The 16,252-nt window shown below is 46.4% G+C and carries 15 protein-coding genes; 12 read left to right on the top strand and 3 right to left on the bottom strand.

Going from position 1 to position 16,252, the window contains the following annotated elements:
• The first annotated feature begins 145 nt into the window (after nt 1-145).
• Complete coding sequence (locus ABRS97_RS01785; protein ID WP_367811179.1) at nt 146-994, top strand: stalk domain-containing protein; 849 nt, start codon at nt 146-148, stop codon at nt 992-994.
• A 2-nt stretch (nt 995-996) separates the two neighbouring features.
• On the opposite strand, the gene ABRS97_RS01780 is transcribed toward ABRS97_RS01785, so the two are convergent.
• Together ABRS97_RS01780 and ABRS97_RS01775 are read right to left on the bottom strand one after the other, a co-directional pair.
• The gene (locus ABRS97_RS01780) at nt 997-1,659 is read right to left on the bottom strand and encodes a response regulator transcription factor (RefSeq protein ID WP_367811178.1); all 663 of its coding nucleotides are present in this window, start codon (nt 1,657-1,659) and stop codon (nt 997-999) included.
• A gap of 17 nt (nt 1,660-1,676) precedes the next feature.
• Nucleotides 1,677-2,825, bottom strand: coding sequence for a sensor histidine kinase (locus ABRS97_RS01775; RefSeq protein ID WP_367811177.1), 1,149 nt, complete (start codon nt 2,823-2,825; stop codon nt 1,677-1,679).
• 200 nt (nt 2,826-3,025) lie between these two features.
• On the opposite strand from ABRS97_RS01775, the gene ABRS97_RS01770 reads away from it, so the two are divergent.
• Genes ABRS97_RS01770 through ABRS97_RS01760 form a run of 3 tightly spaced genes read left to right on the top strand, consistent with a single transcriptional unit; the run spans nt 3,026 to nt 6,305 of the window.
• Nucleotides 3,026-3,961, top strand: a complete 936-nt coding sequence (locus tag ABRS97_RS01770; RefSeq protein ID WP_367811176.1) for an ABC transporter ATP-binding protein — start codon at nt 3,026-3,028, stop codon at nt 3,959-3,961.
• Between the two features lie 9 nt (nt 3,962-3,970).
• Nucleotides 3,971-5,161: an ABC transporter permease gene (locus ABRS97_RS01765; RefSeq protein WP_367811175.1), complete on the top strand. Its 1,191-nt coding sequence runs from the start codon at nt 3,971-3,973 to the stop codon at nt 5,159-5,161.
• Nucleotides 5,154-6,305 (top strand): ABC transporter permease, encoded by a 1,152-nt coding sequence (locus tag ABRS97_RS01760; RefSeq protein ID WP_367811174.1) that lies wholly within the window; start codon nt 5,154-5,156, stop codon nt 6,303-6,305. The genes ABRS97_RS01765 and ABRS97_RS01760 overlap by 8 nt, the downstream gene beginning before the upstream one ends.
• A 57-nt stretch (nt 6,306-6,362) precedes the next feature.
• On the opposite strand, the gene ABRS97_RS01755 is transcribed toward ABRS97_RS01760, so the two are convergent.
• Nucleotides 6,363-6,470, bottom strand: a complete 108-nt coding sequence (locus tag ABRS97_RS01755) for a YjcZ family sporulation protein (protein ID WP_367811173.1) — start codon at nt 6,468-6,470, stop codon at nt 6,363-6,365.
• 205 nt (nt 6,471-6,675) lie between these two features.
• Between ABRS97_RS01755 and ABRS97_RS01750 the strand changes: the two genes are divergently transcribed.
• The 8 genes from ABRS97_RS01750 to gntK all read left to right on the top strand — a co-directional run bounded on the left by ABRS97_RS01750 (nt 6,676) and on the right by gntK (nt 16,240).
• Nucleotides 6,676-6,912, top strand: coding sequence for a DUF6953 family protein (locus ABRS97_RS01750; RefSeq protein WP_367811172.1), 237 nt, complete (start codon nt 6,676-6,678; stop codon nt 6,910-6,912).
• Nucleotides 6,913-7,355: 443 nt separating this feature from the next.
• Nucleotides 7,356-7,952, top strand: coding sequence for a hypothetical protein (locus tag ABRS97_RS01745; protein ID WP_367811171.1), 597 nt, complete (start codon nt 7,356-7,358; stop codon nt 7,950-7,952).
• A gap of 345 nt (nt 7,953-8,297) precedes the next feature.
• A complete protein-coding gene (locus ABRS97_RS01740; RefSeq protein WP_367811170.1) occupies nt 8,298-9,320 on the top strand; it encodes a LacI family DNA-binding transcriptional regulator in 1,023 nt (340 codons plus the stop codon).
• A gap of 2 nt (nt 9,321-9,322) precedes the next feature.
• Nucleotides 9,323-10,303: an N-acetylglucosamine kinase gene (locus ABRS97_RS01735; RefSeq protein WP_367811169.1), complete on the top strand. Its 981-nt coding sequence runs from the start codon at nt 9,323-9,325 to the stop codon at nt 10,301-10,303.
• 23 nt (nt 10,304-10,326) lie between these two features.
• On the top strand, nt 10,327-11,631 hold the full coding sequence (locus ABRS97_RS01730) for a 6-phospho-beta-glucosidase (protein WP_367811168.1): 1,305 nt from the start codon (nt 10,327-10,329) through the stop codon (nt 11,629-11,631).
• Nucleotides 11,632-12,376: 745 nt separating this feature from the next.
• Nucleotides 12,377-13,384 carry a LacI family DNA-binding transcriptional regulator gene (locus ABRS97_RS01725; protein ID WP_367811167.1) on the top strand — a complete coding sequence of 336 codons (1,008 nt, stop codon included), beginning with the start codon at nt 12,377-12,379 and terminating at the stop codon, nt 13,382-13,384.
• A gap of 16 nt (nt 13,385-13,400) precedes the next feature.
• Nucleotides 13,401-14,672 carry a nickel pincer cofactor-dependent isomerase, group 22 gene (locus ABRS97_RS01720; RefSeq protein WP_367811166.1) on the top strand — a complete coding sequence of 424 codons (1,272 nt, stop codon included), beginning with the start codon at nt 13,401-13,403 and terminating at the stop codon, nt 14,670-14,672.
• A complete protein-coding gene (gene gntK / locus ABRS97_RS01715; RefSeq protein ID WP_367811165.1) occupies nt 14,669-16,240 on the top strand; it encodes a gluconokinase in 1,572 nt (523 codons plus the stop codon). The genes ABRS97_RS01720 and gntK overlap by 4 nt, the downstream gene beginning before the upstream one ends.
• Nucleotides 16,241-16,252 lie beyond the last annotated feature (12 nt).

The raw sequence follows: 16,252 nt of genomic DNA, 5'->3' as shown, positions 1-16,252 counted from the left end.
CGATTCTCGCAATGCATCGGAACTTCCTAAGCTCGAGAAATAGGCCATTCGATTCAATTTATTGAAAAAAGCAGGAAAATTATCGCATTTTGACGAAAGTATTGCAAAAAGATCCAATCATGGAAGGCAGGAGTGACTAGTACATATGAGCATGCCAAAATGGTCTAAAATTACGATTCTCGGCACATTAATGGGAACTTGCTTCACGGCAGGTGTATATGCACAGGACTTGATTCAACGCGTTGATGCCTATTTGCGTCCTGACTTTAATGTTGTTGTCAACGGTCAACAGGTGAAATTGGCAAACCCGCCTTTAATTTATAATAATACAAGCTATTTACCGGTCAAGGAGCTTGGCACTTATTTAGGTGCGGTTGTCAACTGGAAAGAGAGCAACAAAACGATTTATTTGAATAGTCGCATCCACACGGAGCAGCCTTCCGAGGGGACGGATACGAACTATACGGAGATTGTTTTACAATACCCCTATGCCCAGTACATGGATTATCTAGGAGCTACGTATCCGGTTCTTACCAATATGACCGATGAAACAACGTATTACAGGCTGAAAGATGTTGAGAGAATGGGGATTGACACGCAAGGCTTGCGAAAAGCAAAGGATAAATATACAGGGGAATTCTACGTCGGAGAATCGGAATTAAAAACCAAATGGAAAGAAGCGCCGCAGCCGTCATACAAAGTGAATGAGCCGTTCGTCATCACGGGTGAAACGGATGATTCCAAACGGCTGGCGCTCAAAAAGTATATGGAAGATAACCGCTATTTTATGCTGGGTGATAAACCGTATGTGACCAACCCTATTATTGTCGATGCATTGCCTGAGGAGAACACGTACAATTATCTGTTAACAGAGAATAATCACTTCTATCGGACAACATTGAAGCTTACCAAAATGCTGGATTACACTAACTCTTCGATGTATGTTGTCGGCAGTTCGTCCAAAGAAGATATCGAGGTCTCGATCGTCAAGTAAATTCAGGCGCCCGTACTCGATTGATTTTTCAAGTAAAAGATGGCAATTTGCGTACGATCTCGCAAGTTCAATTTACTGAGGATTTCTGTAATATAATTTTTAACTGTACCTTCGCTCAGGAATAATTCCTGGGCGATTTCTTTATTGGAGAGGCCTTCGGAAATTTTCAAAACGACATTTTGCTCTGCGGGGGTTAGTCCGAGAGTACTCAATGGTTTTGCTGGTTCTGAAGGCTTAGCAGGTCCCTGGCTTATGAAGGCAGTTAATTTCTTGGCAATATCGGGATGAATGAGAAGATTGCCTTGTTGAACCGTTTTAATGCCCTGAATGATCCGATCAGGCGCTATGTTTTTGAGTAAGTAACCGCTGGCGCCATTGCGTAACGCTTGGACAATGAACTCGTCATCATCGAAGGTAGTTAGAATGAGTACGGCGACTTCGGGAAAAACCGTCTTAATCCGTAGTGTGCCTTGAACGCCATCGCAGATTGGCATTCGGATGTCCATGAGGACGACGTCTACTTTCGTACCGCTTTGGATGACTTCAAACGCTTCCTCGCCGTGCATGCATGTTCCTACGACGGTAATTTCTTCGTCAAGGCCGATAATTAATTTCAAGCTTTCACGGATAAACGGATCATCATCTGTAATGAGCACATGAATCATAGTTATATGTTTCCCCTCTACGTAGATTGATTTTGACGATAAGTTGGCAATACGGTTGTGATCATGAATTGCTCATGGGCTGACATATACAGCTTACCGTCAATGAGCTTGGCGCGTTCTTCCATTCCACTGATGCCCATGCCCTTGGCGATATCATGTTCCGGCCGTTTGCCGTTGTTGGATATACACATTGTAATTTGTTTAGGTTCGTAGCTTAATTGAATATGTACTTGCGTTGCCGCGCCATGGCGAATTGCATTTGTGACAGCTTCTTGCGCGTTGCGGTACAGAATAAATTCCAGACTAGGGTATAGCGCGTAAGGCATGCCCTGAATCTCCAATTGGACTGCGATTCCGCTTCCCTTCGTGAGGCCTTCAATTAATTTGTTGAGAGAGTAATTTTGCAGCTCTGCCTCATCAGGTTTTAAGCGACGCACAGTGGAGCGCAACAACTCCATGCTTTCACTCAACTGGTCGCGTATGGAGGCGAGCATGTCCATGCCTTGCTGCTGCTGATGTGGGGCCGGCAGGACGCGGATGGCGGCTTCCATCATCATTTTGAGCCTGATGAGCTTATGTCCAAGATCGTCATGGATGTCTCGGGAAATCCGATTTCGCTCATCAGCTTGCGCAATATGCTCGACTTTGCGGGCGTAATCCATTAACTGCATGCGCGCCTCTTCTAACTCATAGTGCTGGCGCCTGAGCTGATCGTAGAGCTGCTCGACTTCCTCCTTGTTTTGTCCAACGAAGATGAGCTTCAATAGGAGTGCGGTAAACGCGATGAATATGAGATTCGCTATTACATATTGACTTGCCGGTTGATCTTGCAGTGAAACATTCAGCAAAACCGCTTGCAGCATAAGGCAAAAATAGCGAAATCGACTTTCGGTTAATTGGACATACGAAACAAGCGTGGAGTAGAACATGACATAAAGAAGCCCTTTATAGTGATAGCTCATCCACGCGATAAAAATAATTTCGACTACAAGTACATAATAGGAATTCGGAGCCGAGAAGACGGTCCTGCGCAGTTCCGCCATCCAAATGAGCAGAAGAATGAGGAATACGAATATTCCATAAGAAGCATAAGTTTCTAAAAACATTGAAGAAATGGCAGGTATGAGAATTAATGCATAGCGTGCAAATGCAAGTAGTGGTGTCAAACGATTTCCTTCCTTTTCCAACATATGTATGCAAATTATAGCACAATTTCTCCTAGGAATGATCGATAGAATTATAGATTTATAGATTTATAAGGCATGACTTTTGTCATATTATTCAATGACTTTATCTACCTGCGACCTCGCTACAGGAACGGTACAATAGCAGTAACATACGCAAACGGAGTAAAGGAGCGGATTTTGTGAGTATTGTTCGTATTAAAGATGTGGTAAAAAAATATAGTCACCATATATCTGTCGATCATTTGAATTTGACGATTGAAGAAGGGGAAGTGTTTGGACTTCTAGGTCCAAATGGAGCGGGTAAAAGCACAACTATTAAAATGCTGAGCGGATTGCTCAAAATCGATCAAGGGCAGATGACCGTGGACGGGTTATCCGTTGCCAATCAAACGCTTGAAGTGCAACGCAGAATTGGGCTTGTGCCTCAGGATTTGGCGATTTACGAAGGACTGACAGCCAAAGAAAACGTGACATTCTTCGCAAGGCTGTATGGTTTGCGAGGCAAGCTCCTGAAAGAAAGAGTCGCTGAAGCGCTTGACTTTGTAGGCTTATCTGATCGCAGTGGGGATAAGCCGCGCTCATTTTCCGGCGGGATGAAACGAAGGTTAAACATTGCCTGCGCCATCATGCATCATCCGAAGCTGATTATTATGGATGAGCCGACGGTAGGGATTGATCCGCAATCCCGCAATCATATTCTGGAATCGGTTCGAGCGCTGAACCGCATGGGTTCTACTATCATTTACACAAGCCATTATATGGAAGAGGTTTCAGCGATTTCTACGCGAGTAGGCATTCTGGATCATGGGCGTCTCATCGCTTGCGGAACTCAAGAGGAGCTTCGCAGTAAAGTTGGTCAGGATCATAAATTGTTAATCCAAGTATCCCATATTGTCGATGCGGCGATTCAAGAGCTTAATGAGCATCCGCGAGTTAAGAAAGTTACCGTTCAAGAAGGTACGATCGAACTGCTACTAGGCTCCTCGCAAGCTTTTTTGCAAGACATTTTGTTCATTTTGTCCAAACATGAAGTGAAGATTGCAGCGCTATCGCAAGTCGAACCTGATCTTGAGACGCTGTTCCTATCCTTGACAGGCAGAACTTTAAGGGATTAGGTGGCTGATATGATGAATATATGGATCATTGCCTGGTATGAAATACTTCGCTTGCAGCGAATGCGTTTTGTGCTTATCATGCAATTTCTTTTGCCTCTTGTTCTTATCTTTATTTTAGGATCTGCGCTTTCCAATCAATTTAAACCCGAAGACCAGACGCTGGTCCCTGTAAAATTAGATGTTGTTCAAAAGGATACAGGACCTATTAGCGGCTGGTTCGAGAGCTTTGTTTCTGCGCCTGAAATGAAGCAAGTTCTTTTAAAGAATCCCGTTTCAACAAGAGAAGAAGCTGTACAGAGAGTGAAAGATGGCGACTCCGACTTTGCTCTGATTATTCCTAGTGACTTCAGTATGCAAGTATTGCAAGGCAAAGAAGCGCAGTGGGAAATGATTCTTGGTAAAAACTACGCCCAAAACCTTACTGGTCAAATGGCGCTCCGTTCATTCCTGGACAGGACCAATCAAATTCAAGCGACATTGCTTACAGCGGGACCGACAGCTCCGGAGGTTATGCAGCAACTGGAATCTGCCGACTTTTATAAAACGAAGGGGACAGCGGCATCGCATGTTCGTGCCGGAAATCTGACGCTCGCATACGCAAGCTACACCGCTACGCAGTATTATGCGGCTTCGATGTTGATCATGTTTTTATTGTACTCGGGCATGTCGACGGCCATAGGGCTGCAAAACGAACGAGATAGGCATACCCTGGCCCGTTTAAATGCGCTGCCTATATCCAATTTGCATATTTTGCTTGGTAAAGTACTGGGGAATGCCCTCATTTCGCTGATGCAGGCTATTGTAATTATCGCCGCAACAATGCTGTTTTATGGGGTGGATTGGGGACATTCTTTTGTTATGCTTTTTCTTGTCTGCGCTATCGCCATTATTGTCTCCATGAGCTTAGCCATTATCGTTATGAATCTTGCAGGATCGACCAAAGCAATTAGTACGATATTTCAAGTGATCATTTTAGTCATGACTTTTCTAAGTGGAGGTTTTACCCCATTGCCGGACGGCTTCCTGCAGCGCTTAGGCGAATTTACTGTTAATTATTGGGGGATGCAGAGTTTGTTTCGGATCATGCTAAGCAGCGACAGTGCGGTTATTGCTCATCATGTTCTTATATTAGCGGCAGTTGGAGCCGGTCTTGTGGTCGTTTCCTTAATTGCTTACCGAAAGGCGGGATACCATGAATAGCTTCTATATAGCGCTTAATATGCTGCGCAGAACGCTGCTACAGAAAAAGGGCATCTTGATGTATCTCATCATACCCGCAACAGTGGTCTCGCTCATTATTGGCATCCTTGGGCAGCAGAACAGAGTCGTTGAAGTCCAATACATCAATGCGGATCGTGGGACATGGGGGAATCACTTAGTTCATGAATTATCCAGTATGCCGGATTATCACTTGACTGAAGGCTCTTCGCAAGATTTGCTGAAAGAAAGGGTTATCAAGCAACAAACAGCTGTCGCTTTTATCATTCCTGAGGATTTCAGTCAGACCCTGATGGAGGGCGCATTCGTTCAAGTCGATATGTATAACCTTTATTTGAATGAGGCTACCATTACGCTGAAATTGAATCTGGACAGCACGATATCCAGACTTCAAGGGGCGATTGATCTTCAAAAGAAATTGGGGCTCCAAGCTGCAGCTCTTCAACAGGCTGTGGATCAGATTATTGCTCAAACGGAGAAACATCAAGTCAAGGCGGCAATTACGGACTTCGGTTTATATATCGATCCGAGAATGAATTCAATCATTGGTTTTATGCTGATGTTCATGATGGGTCTAATTAATAATACGGTTGCGGTGATTATGGACGATCGTGCCCATAGAACGTTAGCTCGAACCTATACCGCGCCTGTCCGATCGATTGAAATTGTTTGGGGCTATTTTCTAGGCAGCTTCCTTGTCGGCACTATGCAAGTTCTGGTTATCCTTGTAGTTACCAGATATGTTGCCAATTATAACTATGGGTTACCATTTGTACCGCATTTTATTATGCTGGAGTTCTTCTTGCTTGCCAGCATGGGGATTGCCAGCGCGATAGCTGGGCTAGTCAAAAACGCTAACAACTTAAATATCATCAACAACTTGGTCGTTACCCCGACTTGCATGCTTGGCGGCTGCTTCTGGCCCATAAGCTTCATGCCGGAGTGGATGCAGAAAGTAGCTAATTTCGTCCCGCAGACGTGGGTCATTGATGCCATTGAACGGATGGCCTCGGGGCAGTCGCTCTCCGAGATGTGGATGCATATGGGCGTTATGCTGCTGTTTGCTCTGATACTTCTTGGAGTTGGCTCGGTAATTCTTCAGCCAGGCGAGGCGGAGGCTGTTTAGACAAAAATAAAGGGGCTGCCTGTTGTTCAAGGGAGCCCCTTTGTATTTTATCAATATTTAGATAACGAAAGCACTGGATATAATGACTAACAAAATGAAAAGAACCAAGATTGCTGCCGAAGACGTATATCCTCCGCCGGTGCCACATCCTACTCCATAGCCCATTTCAATCACCCTTTCATATTTATTCAATTTATGCTTGAGTTACGTGATAGCATATGGCTGCCTATCCAAGAAGGAATGGGCTAAACGGCAAGGCAGTATTGATTGTGCTCCTGTACTGAGTTCCGGAAATAGTTATTTCTCGCCGTATGCTTGACTATGGTACAATATAACGGCAGTTACGCGATTGAAAGGAAGAGTAGACAGAATGACTTTTACGGCAAATGAAGTGGCAGAGTGGATGTTCCAAGAGTTGAAGTCAGCTGGCATTTTATATCAAGAGGCAGCTGTGGCTTATATCGTTCGCCATTATGGCGAAGCCTTTATTTATGTGAATGAAAATGGGAATCAGGCGATCGACAAAGAAGTGAAAAAAGCGTTCAAGAAACTGCATGGGGGAAGAGCGGCTTGGGAACGAGACGGCTTTTTCTGGGGCTGGCATTAAAGATGAGGGGTTAAATTGTCAATTTGAATGAGGATAAGCACTTGTAAATTTAATGTTAGATTCAGGTTGATTTAATAAATCGATGAGCAATAGGGAGTACACTGAGGGAGAATTCACAGCAGTAACTATACGGTTTAGGAGTGATGATTGTGAAACATCTTCGAGCGGTGGCACTAGGCTTTATGTATGCGTTTGTTTCTATTGGCGCACTCCCTTTTTTGCTCATTAAGAGCTTGCTTGAACTATAAGGAACAGCGGAAGTTATTCCTGTTTAAAGCCGGTGCCGCGGAGATACAGGCATCGGTTTTTTTTGTGCGCGGAAGCTTAAAAAAATGTCAATAATCCAAGTTGCTAAAACATAGAATTAATAATAAGATAAGAGTAAGAAGATAAGTTGTCTGAATATTTAATAAAATGAAGCAATTGATTTGGAGGGGATTGCCGTGAGTAAGAGTCATGAAGTGGAGTATTGCAACCTAGAGTTACGATTTGATCGCCGGCTAATCCGGAATTTTATTAAAACCCTTATTCAGGAAGGCTATTCTTTGTATTGGAACGAAAGCGAGCAGCAATTCATTATTTCGATTCGTACAGGTCGCAAGCTGATTAAGCTGAAATTCGAACGCATCGGAGAAAAGTATAAAATCGTTGGCAATTACTCCTTTAAAGATGAGAAGCTTGCAGAAATGATGGAGAAGTTGATTGGCGACACACGTGGCCATGCGGTTGTAAAAAGGTTTAAGGATCGGCAGATTCTCATTGAGAATATTATGTTCGGGGAAATCATACGCATGGTGGAGATAAGCGGCATCGAGCATAAAGTGCTGTATCAGAAGGAGCCGGCTGTGACAGTAGAAGAGGTCATGCAAGCGCTGCGATCCAAACGCACCGATGAGCGGATTCCCATTTTACGCATGGAGCTGGATTACGAGCTCGCCACCCTGCAAGACGCGATTGCTAACGGGGATCAGAAAGCGGTCATGGAAAGCAAGCTGAAGCTAGTCGAAATGAGGCAAGAAATGCTCTTATTGGAGATGTGAAAATGAATAGTGGAAGCAAATAAAAAGAGAGCCTGTATCTAGATACGGTCTCTCTTTTGTATTTGTGATAATTTGATCTTGTGAATCAATAAAACTTCATTTATACTTAATTCATAAAGTTAAAGCGATTTAATTTTTGGAGGGAATGAATATTCGAGAGTATTCGATACAATAGAGGTATTAAATTTAATATTTGTGATAGGATTTTAATATTTTTTAGGTTAAAAGTTAAAGCGATTAAACTTTAGGGGTTTGATGTGTATTTGATCAGTTAAGTATGATAACTTGGAAGTATGCTGTACATCGATGGATTGCCGCAAGATTAGCAATAGGAGTTGTTCCCGAATGAAAGTGAGTATCTTTGATGTTGCCAAGAAAAGCGGATTGTCGGTAGTGACTGTTTCGCGAGTCATTAATCAAGCAGGTACTGTGCGTGAAAAAAATCGGCAAAAAGTGCTTCAGGCTATGAAAGAATTGGACTACCGCCCGAATGCTGCCGCGCGAAGTTTGGCACGAGGGAAGACAGGGATTATCGGACTTGCTATTACGACGTTGAACGATTCGTTCTTGGATGCTGTTGTCAAAGAAATTAACGATCGTCTAGCGGAGAAGGGCTATTTTTTGGCGCTTTCTATCTCTACAGAAGTATTCTCTTCGTTTAATAATTCCATGTTTCAAGAGGATCGTGTGGATGGGGTAATTTTGTTGTCGCCGATCAACGAGGATGAATATGTCCTGGAACTGAAAAAAAAGAAAATTCCATTCGTCATGCTGGACAATCAACATATTCAACCTTCGATATCCTCTGTTATCGTTGATAATTATAAAGGCGGATATGAGGCGACGAAACATTTAATCGATCTTGGACATACGGAAATAGCCCATATTCGAGGCCCTGAGCCTTTTTTAAGCAGCAGTGAGCGGCAGCGCGGATTTATGAGTGCGATGGTCGATGCAGGTCTGGATCCAACTTGGATCGAGCAAGGCAATTTTAGCATGACTTCGGGTTATCAGGCGATGAACGGCTGGATACAGTCAGGAAAACTCCCAAGCGCAGTGTTTGCTGCGGATGATTTAACTGCTTTCGGCGTGATGGACGCTCTGAAAAATCATGGCTACAAAATACCGCAGGATGTATCTGTTATTGGCTTTGATGATCAGATTTTCGCGGCGGAATTCCATCCTATGTTAACGACCGTCCGGCAGCCCGCCGATAAGATGGGCAAGCATGGCGTTGATCTGCTGCTGAAATGGATTGACGGAACGGCCAGAAGGAACACGACGGTGCAACTAGAGCCGGAATTAATTATTCGAGAGTCAACAAGCAGAAAAAAAGGACTAGAGAAGTCGGACATACAGGAGCTGTGAGCGTGAAGTATTATTTGGGCGTTGACGCAGGTGGAAGCAAAACCTACACATTGGTAACCGATGAGCACGGCGCTATTATTGGTAAAGGGCAGAGCGGTAATGGCAATCATCAATTAGGCGCAGAGCGAGCTCGCGCAAATATAACAAGCTCTGTCGAGATGGCGCTAGGGCAAGCGAAACTGACGCGTGAGGATATTGAATTTGCGTTTTTTGGATTGGCTGGAGCAGATCGACCGATTGACTATTCCATCCTTCGTCCATTAATCGGTGGACTAGGATTTCCGCGCTATGAAATCGATTGCGATACGATGATCGCGCTTAGGGCTGGAACGGCGAAACCTTATGGGGTTGTTCTCATATGCGGCAGCGGAACAAACAGTGCCGGCAAGAACCAACGGGGCGACTTTTTCCAATGCGGCGGCTTCAATTATCAATTTGGCGATTTTGGCGGGGGAGGCACCTTGGCCATTGAGGCCTTCCGTTCGGTAATCCGTGCTTGGGACGGCAGGGAACGTCCGACGCTGCTGACAGGGCTTTTGTTAGAATCCCTAGGCTTTAATTCGGTGAAAGATATGTTCGATGACTATATGGATCAGAATAAGCCGGTTCCGCTCCATACGGCCAAATTGCTATTCCAAGCCGCTCATCAAGGGGATGAGGTGGCTTTGCGGATTCTTCGTGTGCAGGGGGAAGAATTGGGCAAATCCGCGACGGCGGTCATCAAGCGATTGAAGATGGAGCAGGCAAGCTTTGACGTTGTTTTGGCGGGCAGCATAGTGACAAGGGGTGAAGGAACTTACATTCATGATTATATCGGTCAAGCGGTTCGTGCAATCGCCCCGAATGCGACACTGGTTAAGCTCCAAGCAGAACCTGTGGTGGGCGCCGTTTGGCTGGCGATGGAAGCTGCAGGAGGCAATCTTGCACCCGAAGCCTACGAGAAACTCAAAACCGTATCCGATTATCAATCCATACAACTATAAGACGAGACTAGGATGTGTGTACAATGAGAAATGCATTGAAAATTGCAATCATTGGTGGAGGGTCTTCCTATACGCCGGAAATCGTGGAAGGTTTTATTCTGAAATATGCCCAACTGCCGATCAGGGAAATTTGGTTTGTCGATGTGGAGGCAGGTAAGCATAAGCTTGAAATCGTCGGCAATCTGGCCAGAAGGATGATCGAGAAATCCGGTTTACCGATCGAGGTGCATTTGACGCTTGATCGCAGAAAAGCAATCGAGAACGCGGACTTCATTAGTACTCAAATGCGCGTAGGCCTATTGGAAGCCCGTAAATGGGACGAACATATTCCGAATTTGCATGGTGTCATTGGACAAGAAACCACGGGGCCTGGCGGGATGATGAAAGCTCTCCGTACGATTCCTGTGCTGCTGGAAATTTGTAAAGATATTGAAGAATTGGCCCCTAACGCGTGGCTGCTAAACTTCACGAATCCTGCGGGGATAGTGACGGAAGCCATTCACAAGTATTCAAAAGTGAAAAGCATCGGTTTGTGCAATGCGCCTATCGGCTTGCAAAAATGGTTAATGAAAAAATACGATGCTGTACCTGAACAAATTTATACCGAATTCGTCGGTTTGAATCATCTTCACTGGGTTACGCGCGCTGAAATTAGGGGAGAAGACAAACTAAGCGAGCTTCTGGACCGCAGAGAAGAATACAGCGGTAAAAACGTGCCCGCCACCGAGTGGGATGCCGATTTCCTCCGTTCGCTTCAATCGCTGCCGTCGTACTATTTGAAATATTTCTATATGACGGACGTCATGCTGCGGGAACAGCTGGAATCTCTCAAAGAAAACGGAACACGCGCCGAAGTCGTCAAACGTGTAGAGGATGAACTTTTCGAGCTGTACAAGGATCCGAATTTGCAAGAGAAACCGAAGCAGTTGGAGAAACGCGGGGGCGCTTACTATTCCGAGGCAGCGGTGAATTTGATGGATTCACTCTACAATGACAAGCGTGATATACAGACCTTGAACGTAATGAACAACAACATCATCGATTTCTTGCCAAGCGATGCTTGTATCGAGGTGAACTGTGTAGTCACGGCGAACGGCCCAATCCCAATGGGCTTGACCAAGGTGCCAGAACAGGTGAAAGGTCTGATGCATGCGGTCAAAACGTACGAGCGCTTAACGATCGCTGCCGCCGTTCAAGGCAGTCGGGACCTCGTTCTGCAAGCACTTGTTCATCATCCGCTGGTACCTTCTGTTGGGGTAGCCAAGACGTTGATAGAGGAAATGCTGGAGAAGAACAAACCGTATTTACCTAATTTTTTTAAATCATAAACGCTAGTTGGAGCTCCCTGCACAGGGAGTTTTTTTAATAGAGCGGAGAGGTTCCGCACGCATCGAGTGGTACGAGTATTTGACAGGATGGATGTAGAAGATCCAGAAGTGCCACAGCGGTTGGAATTGCAATACCGCCTCGATCTGCGATAAGTCGTCTATTTGCACGGCTGAGCGGAACGTAGGTTCGTTAAGAGGCGGTATTTTCGGTTGTAGGGACATTTCGCGGAACTACCGTGCGTTATGTGCAGGAAACGCTGGGTTTTGGGCACGGTTTCCCACATTTAACGCACCCTAGTTCCGCTTCAAGAGGAGGAAATCGACGTTACCGTGGAATAAGGCATCGTAGATCCGCCGCTATCGCCGTGCATGGCGAATTGGCCCTCGGGTGCGCGTTGTGCGCCGCCGCATGGCGGCTGTCACACGTTTTCTTGCGAAAGCTTGCGGAGGCGAGATGTACCCGGAATCTTACTCTTACAGGGGCGTTCATTGTTAGGAATGCCGGATGGAAGATAGGATAGGGAAAAGAGAAGAAGGCAGCACAAAGTCGAACGAAGAGGGAATGGGTGGGAGGGAACACAAGCTTTACCAGCGGTTGGACCCATACCCAATTCCCTCCCCATGGCTGGACGTATGGGTTTGGAAAAGGACCTGAGGCACAGGCACAGCCTCAGGTTTTTCTTGTTTTAAAAAGACTATTGTTAACGTGTGCATAACATGATATTCTTTTCGTAGAGGTGAATGTATGAGCGTTACCATTAAAGATATAGCCCGAATCGCGGGCGTATCCCATACGACAGTCTCACGAGCGCTTAACGACAGTCCGCTCATTAATGAGGAGACAAAGGAGCGAATTCGCGCCATCGCCGAGCAGATGGACTATACGCCGAATTTTAACGCGAAAAGCTTGGTACTGGATCGATCGTATAATTTAGGACTCTTTTTTACAACGCTGAATAAAGGAACCTCGGCAGGATTTTTCTACGAGGCGATACGCGGCGTCAACGGTGTCATTCAAGACCGCTATCAGCTTATCGTCAAGGGAATTGACGACTACAGAAGCTTTCACTCCATTACGCGTAAAAGCTTTGATGGCATTATCGTTGTCAGTCAAAGCGATGATGATCAGCCGTTCATTGAGCATGCCGCAGGCAAAGGGATTCCGCTCGTCGTGTTGAATCGGCCTGTAGAGACCACGGGAGTACTGAATGTGCTTTCTGACGAGGAGCAGGGCGCTTTCCTGGCAGGCTCTTATTTAATCGAGCAGGGACACCGGAAAATCGCTCTAATTGAAGGTCGTGCTGATTTTAAATCCGCCCAGAATCGTAAGGAAGGATTCGAACGGGCGATGACGCATAGCGGCGTAAGCGTACGGGAAGATTACAGATTTCCTGGTCTGTATGACTTAGAGAGCGGCCACAAGGCTATGAAGCAATTTCTTGCCCTTCCTGATCGCCCGACCGCAGTGTTTTGCTGCAATGATGAGATGGCGTTAGGCGCCATGAAAGCGATTTCCGAAGCAGGGATGCAAGTTCCGCGCGATGTGTCGATTATTGGTTTCGATGACACTTTATTTGCCGCCTACGTGACTCCTGCATTAACGACGGTTCGCAGACCGATTGAACAAATCAGCACAGAAGGCGCTATTCGTCTTCTTGGCAATATAGAAAATAAGCTTCACGAAACGGAGCAATTGCTTGTAAAAACAGAGCTGATCGTCCGGGAATCCGTTCGTTCCCTGTCATCAAGTTGAGAGAGGAAGAAAGCCGATGAGCATTCTAAGAGTGTTATTAAACGATATCCCCATTCCCCGAGTGGTTAAGATTCGTCAGAAGTTTGACCGCTCCATTTTGGAAACTCCGCTGCTGGAACTGGAAAATAAGCTGGCCGAAAGCGGAGTTATGGAGAGCATTCTCCCGGGGCAGCAGGTTGCTGTTGCTGTAGGAAGTCGTGGTATTGCAAACATCGCAGGCTTCACCAAAACGACCCTGGACGCGATAAAGGCCAAAGGTGCGTTTCCCTTCATCGTACCTTGCATGGGCAGTCATGGGGGAGCAACTGCAGAGGGTCAAACCGAAGTTCTTCAGCATTTCGGCATAACGGAAGCGAGCATGGGAGCGCCAATTCGTTCTTCGATGGAAGTTGTGCAGATCGATCAACTGCCGAATGGATTGCCGGTGTATGTGGATCGCATCGCTTCTGAAGCGGACGCCATCGTGGTTATTAACCGCGTGAAGCCGCACACAGCATTTCGCGGCCGCATCGAGAGCGGCATTATGAAAATGATTGCGATCGGGCTTGGCAAGCAAAAAGGGGCAGAAGCCTGCCATCAGCTTGGTTTTAAATATATGGCCGAAAATGTGCCGGCGATGGCGAATCTGATGATAGAGAAGCTGCCTATCGTATTCGGGATCGCGCTTGTAGAAAACGCATATGATGAGACTTGCAGGGTAGAAGTGCTGCCAGCAGCGGAGATCGAAGCCCGCGAGGAAGAACTGCTCGTAGAAGCGAAAGCGCGGCTGCCGAAAATATTGTTCGACGAGATTGATGTGCTTGTGATCAATTATATCGGGAAAAATATAAGCGGCGATGGGATGGACCCGAATGTAACGGGACGTTATCCGACCCCCTACGCGCATGGCGGCCCTGATGTGGCCAAAATGGTTGTGCTTGATCTTACACCTGAAACAAAAGGCAACGCAAATGGTGTAGGGACGGCTGATTTTACCACCCGGCGTTTAGTCGATAAAACCAATTTGGAGTTTACGTACGCCAACGGCTTGACTTCGACGGTATGTGCGCCTACGAAAATCGCGACGACGTTGGAGAATGATTTCTATGCGATAAAAGCAGCCGTGAAAACCTGTAATATTTTGGATTATACAACCTGCAAACTTGTGCGCATACAGGATACACTTCATCTGGGCGAGATCGAAATTTCCGTCAATTTGCTTGACGCAGCTCGTCAGCATCCCGATATTGAAATTCTTACAGAGCCTTATGAGCTTTCATTTGATACAGAAGGGAATATTCGGAAATGACAGACCTGTCTTCAGCGGCTAAGCCTTATGTAATAGCTGCGGATATTGGCACGACAAGCACCAAAACATTGATAATCGATCGCGAGGGGCGCGTGAAAGCATCGCATTCCATTGAATATCCGCTGTTTACGCCGGCCACCGATCGGGCGGAACAAGATCCTGAACAGATTTTCAACGCTGTCGTGGAAGGCATCGGGGCTGTTGTTCGCAAAATCGGCATTTCCGCAGAGGAAGTGCTCTGCGTTTCCTTCAGCTCCGCCATGCATAGTCTAATAGCTGTCGATCAAGACATGAAACCGCTTACGGCATGTGTGACCTGGGCGGATAACCGCAGCGCGCGTTATGCGGAGGAGCTGAAACGCAGCGGCCTGGGGCAACAAATTTATTCCCGCACGGGCACGCCGATTCATCCGATGTCGCCGTTGCTTAAGTTGATGTGGTTCCGCGACAACGAGCCTGAGCTTGTTAAGCGCACGAATAAATTTATTGGCATCAAGGAATTCGTATTTGTTAAGCTGTTTGGGCGTTATGTTATTGACCATTCGCTTGCAAGCGCCACCGGATTATTCAACCTTGAGAATCTGGATTGGGATGAGGAAGCGCTCCGTTTGGCCGGCGTTCAGCGCGATCAGCTTTCGGAGCTTGTGCCGACTACGTTCCGCATCGAAGGATTAGGTTCAGATTATGCCGATGCCATGGGCCTTGCCGTAAACACGCCATTTGTAGTAGGCGCTTCCGACGGTGTTCTCGCCAACCTTGGCGTCGGCGCATTCGAACCTGGCGTCGTAGCTGTCACAATCGGAACAAGCGGAGCGGTTCGCGCTGTTGTAACGAAGCCGCAGACGGATCCGGAAGGCAAGCTGTTCTGTTATGCGCTGGCAGAGAATTTCTGGGTCGTTGGCGGCCCTATCAACAACGGAGGTATTGTATTCCGCTGGGTTAGAGACCAGGTAGCTACGCTTGAAACGGAAGAAGCGCGCCGTCAAGGGATCGATCCGTATGATTATTTAACGGAGCTGGCCTCCCAGGTCCAAGCTGGCTCAGATGGCTTGCTCTTCCTGCCGCTGCTTTCCGGGGAGCGTGCTCCGTATTGGAACGCGAACGCAAGAGGCTTGTATTTCGGCCTTTCGCTGAGCCATCAGAAGAAACACATGATTCGTGCGGCATTAGAGGGCGTTATGTTCTCAATACATGCCGTCGCCACATCTTTAGAGCGGGTGATGGGGCCTGCAACTGAAATACGTGCGTCCGGCGGCTTTGCCCGATCTGCATTTTGGCGTCAGATGATGGCCGACATGATCGGCACGACCGTGACCGTGCCTGACTCCATCGAAAGCTCAGGTATCGGGGCTGCTTTGCTCGGATTATTGGCTATGGGTGAGATTGAAGATTTGTCGCATGCACACAATTGGATTCATGCAGGAATGGCTCATAAGGTAAATGAAAGCGATTATCGTATCTATCAACAATTGACATCTATTTATACAAGCGTATATCATCAATTAAAAGATCAATTCGATGCGATTACCGCTTTTCAACAACAGCACCTTGTGAGTCCTCAATCATAAAGCTTACGCTTA

The organism is Paenibacillus tabacirhizosphaerae, assembly GCF_040812395.1.
GTDB lineage: Bacteria > Bacillota > Bacilli > Paenibacillales > NBRC-103111 > Paenibacillus_E.
This window is presented reverse-complemented; position numbering and strand designations above follow the sequence as displayed.

Bases quoted from the DNA above. Each gene is read 5' to 3' on its own strand.
- ABRS97_RS01730 (WP_367811168.1), top strand. From the start codon at position 10,327: ATGAGAAATGCATTGAAAATTGCAATCATTGGTGGAGGGTCTTCCTAT.
- ABRS97_RS01760 (WP_367811174.1), top strand. From the start codon at position 5,154: ATGAATAGCTTCTATATAGCGCTTAATATGCTGCGCAGAACGCTGCTA.
- ABRS97_RS01765 (WP_367811175.1), top strand. From the start codon at position 3,971: ATGATGAATATATGGATCATTGCCTGGTATGAAATACTTCGCTTGCAG.
- ABRS97_RS01720 (WP_367811166.1), top strand. From the start codon at position 13,401: ATGAGCATTCTAAGAGTGTTATTAAACGATATCCCCATTCCCCGAGTG.
- ABRS97_RS01750 (WP_367811172.1), top strand. From the start codon at position 6,676: ATGACTTTTACGGCAAATGAAGTGGCAGAGTGGATGTTCCAAGAGTTG.
- ABRS97_RS01725 (WP_367811167.1), top strand. From the start codon at position 12,377: ATGAGCGTTACCATTAAAGATATAGCCCGAATCGCGGGCGTATCCCAT.
- ABRS97_RS01785 (WP_367811179.1), top strand. From the start codon at position 146: ATGAGCATGCCAAAATGGTCTAAAATTACGATTCTCGGCACATTAATG.
- ABRS97_RS01780 (WP_367811178.1), bottom strand. From the start codon at position 1,659: ATGATTCATGTGCTCATTACAGATGATGATCCGTTTATCCGTGAAAGC.
- gntK (WP_367811165.1), top strand. From the start codon at position 14,669: ATGACAGACCTGTCTTCAGCGGCTAAGCCTTATGTAATAGCTGCGGAT.
- ABRS97_RS01740 (WP_367811170.1), top strand. From the start codon at position 8,298: ATGAAAGTGAGTATCTTTGATGTTGCCAAGAAAAGCGGATTGTCGGTA.
- ABRS97_RS01755 (WP_367811173.1), bottom strand. From the start codon at position 6,470: ATGGGCTATGGAGTAGGATGTGGCACCGGCGGAGGATATACGTCTTCG.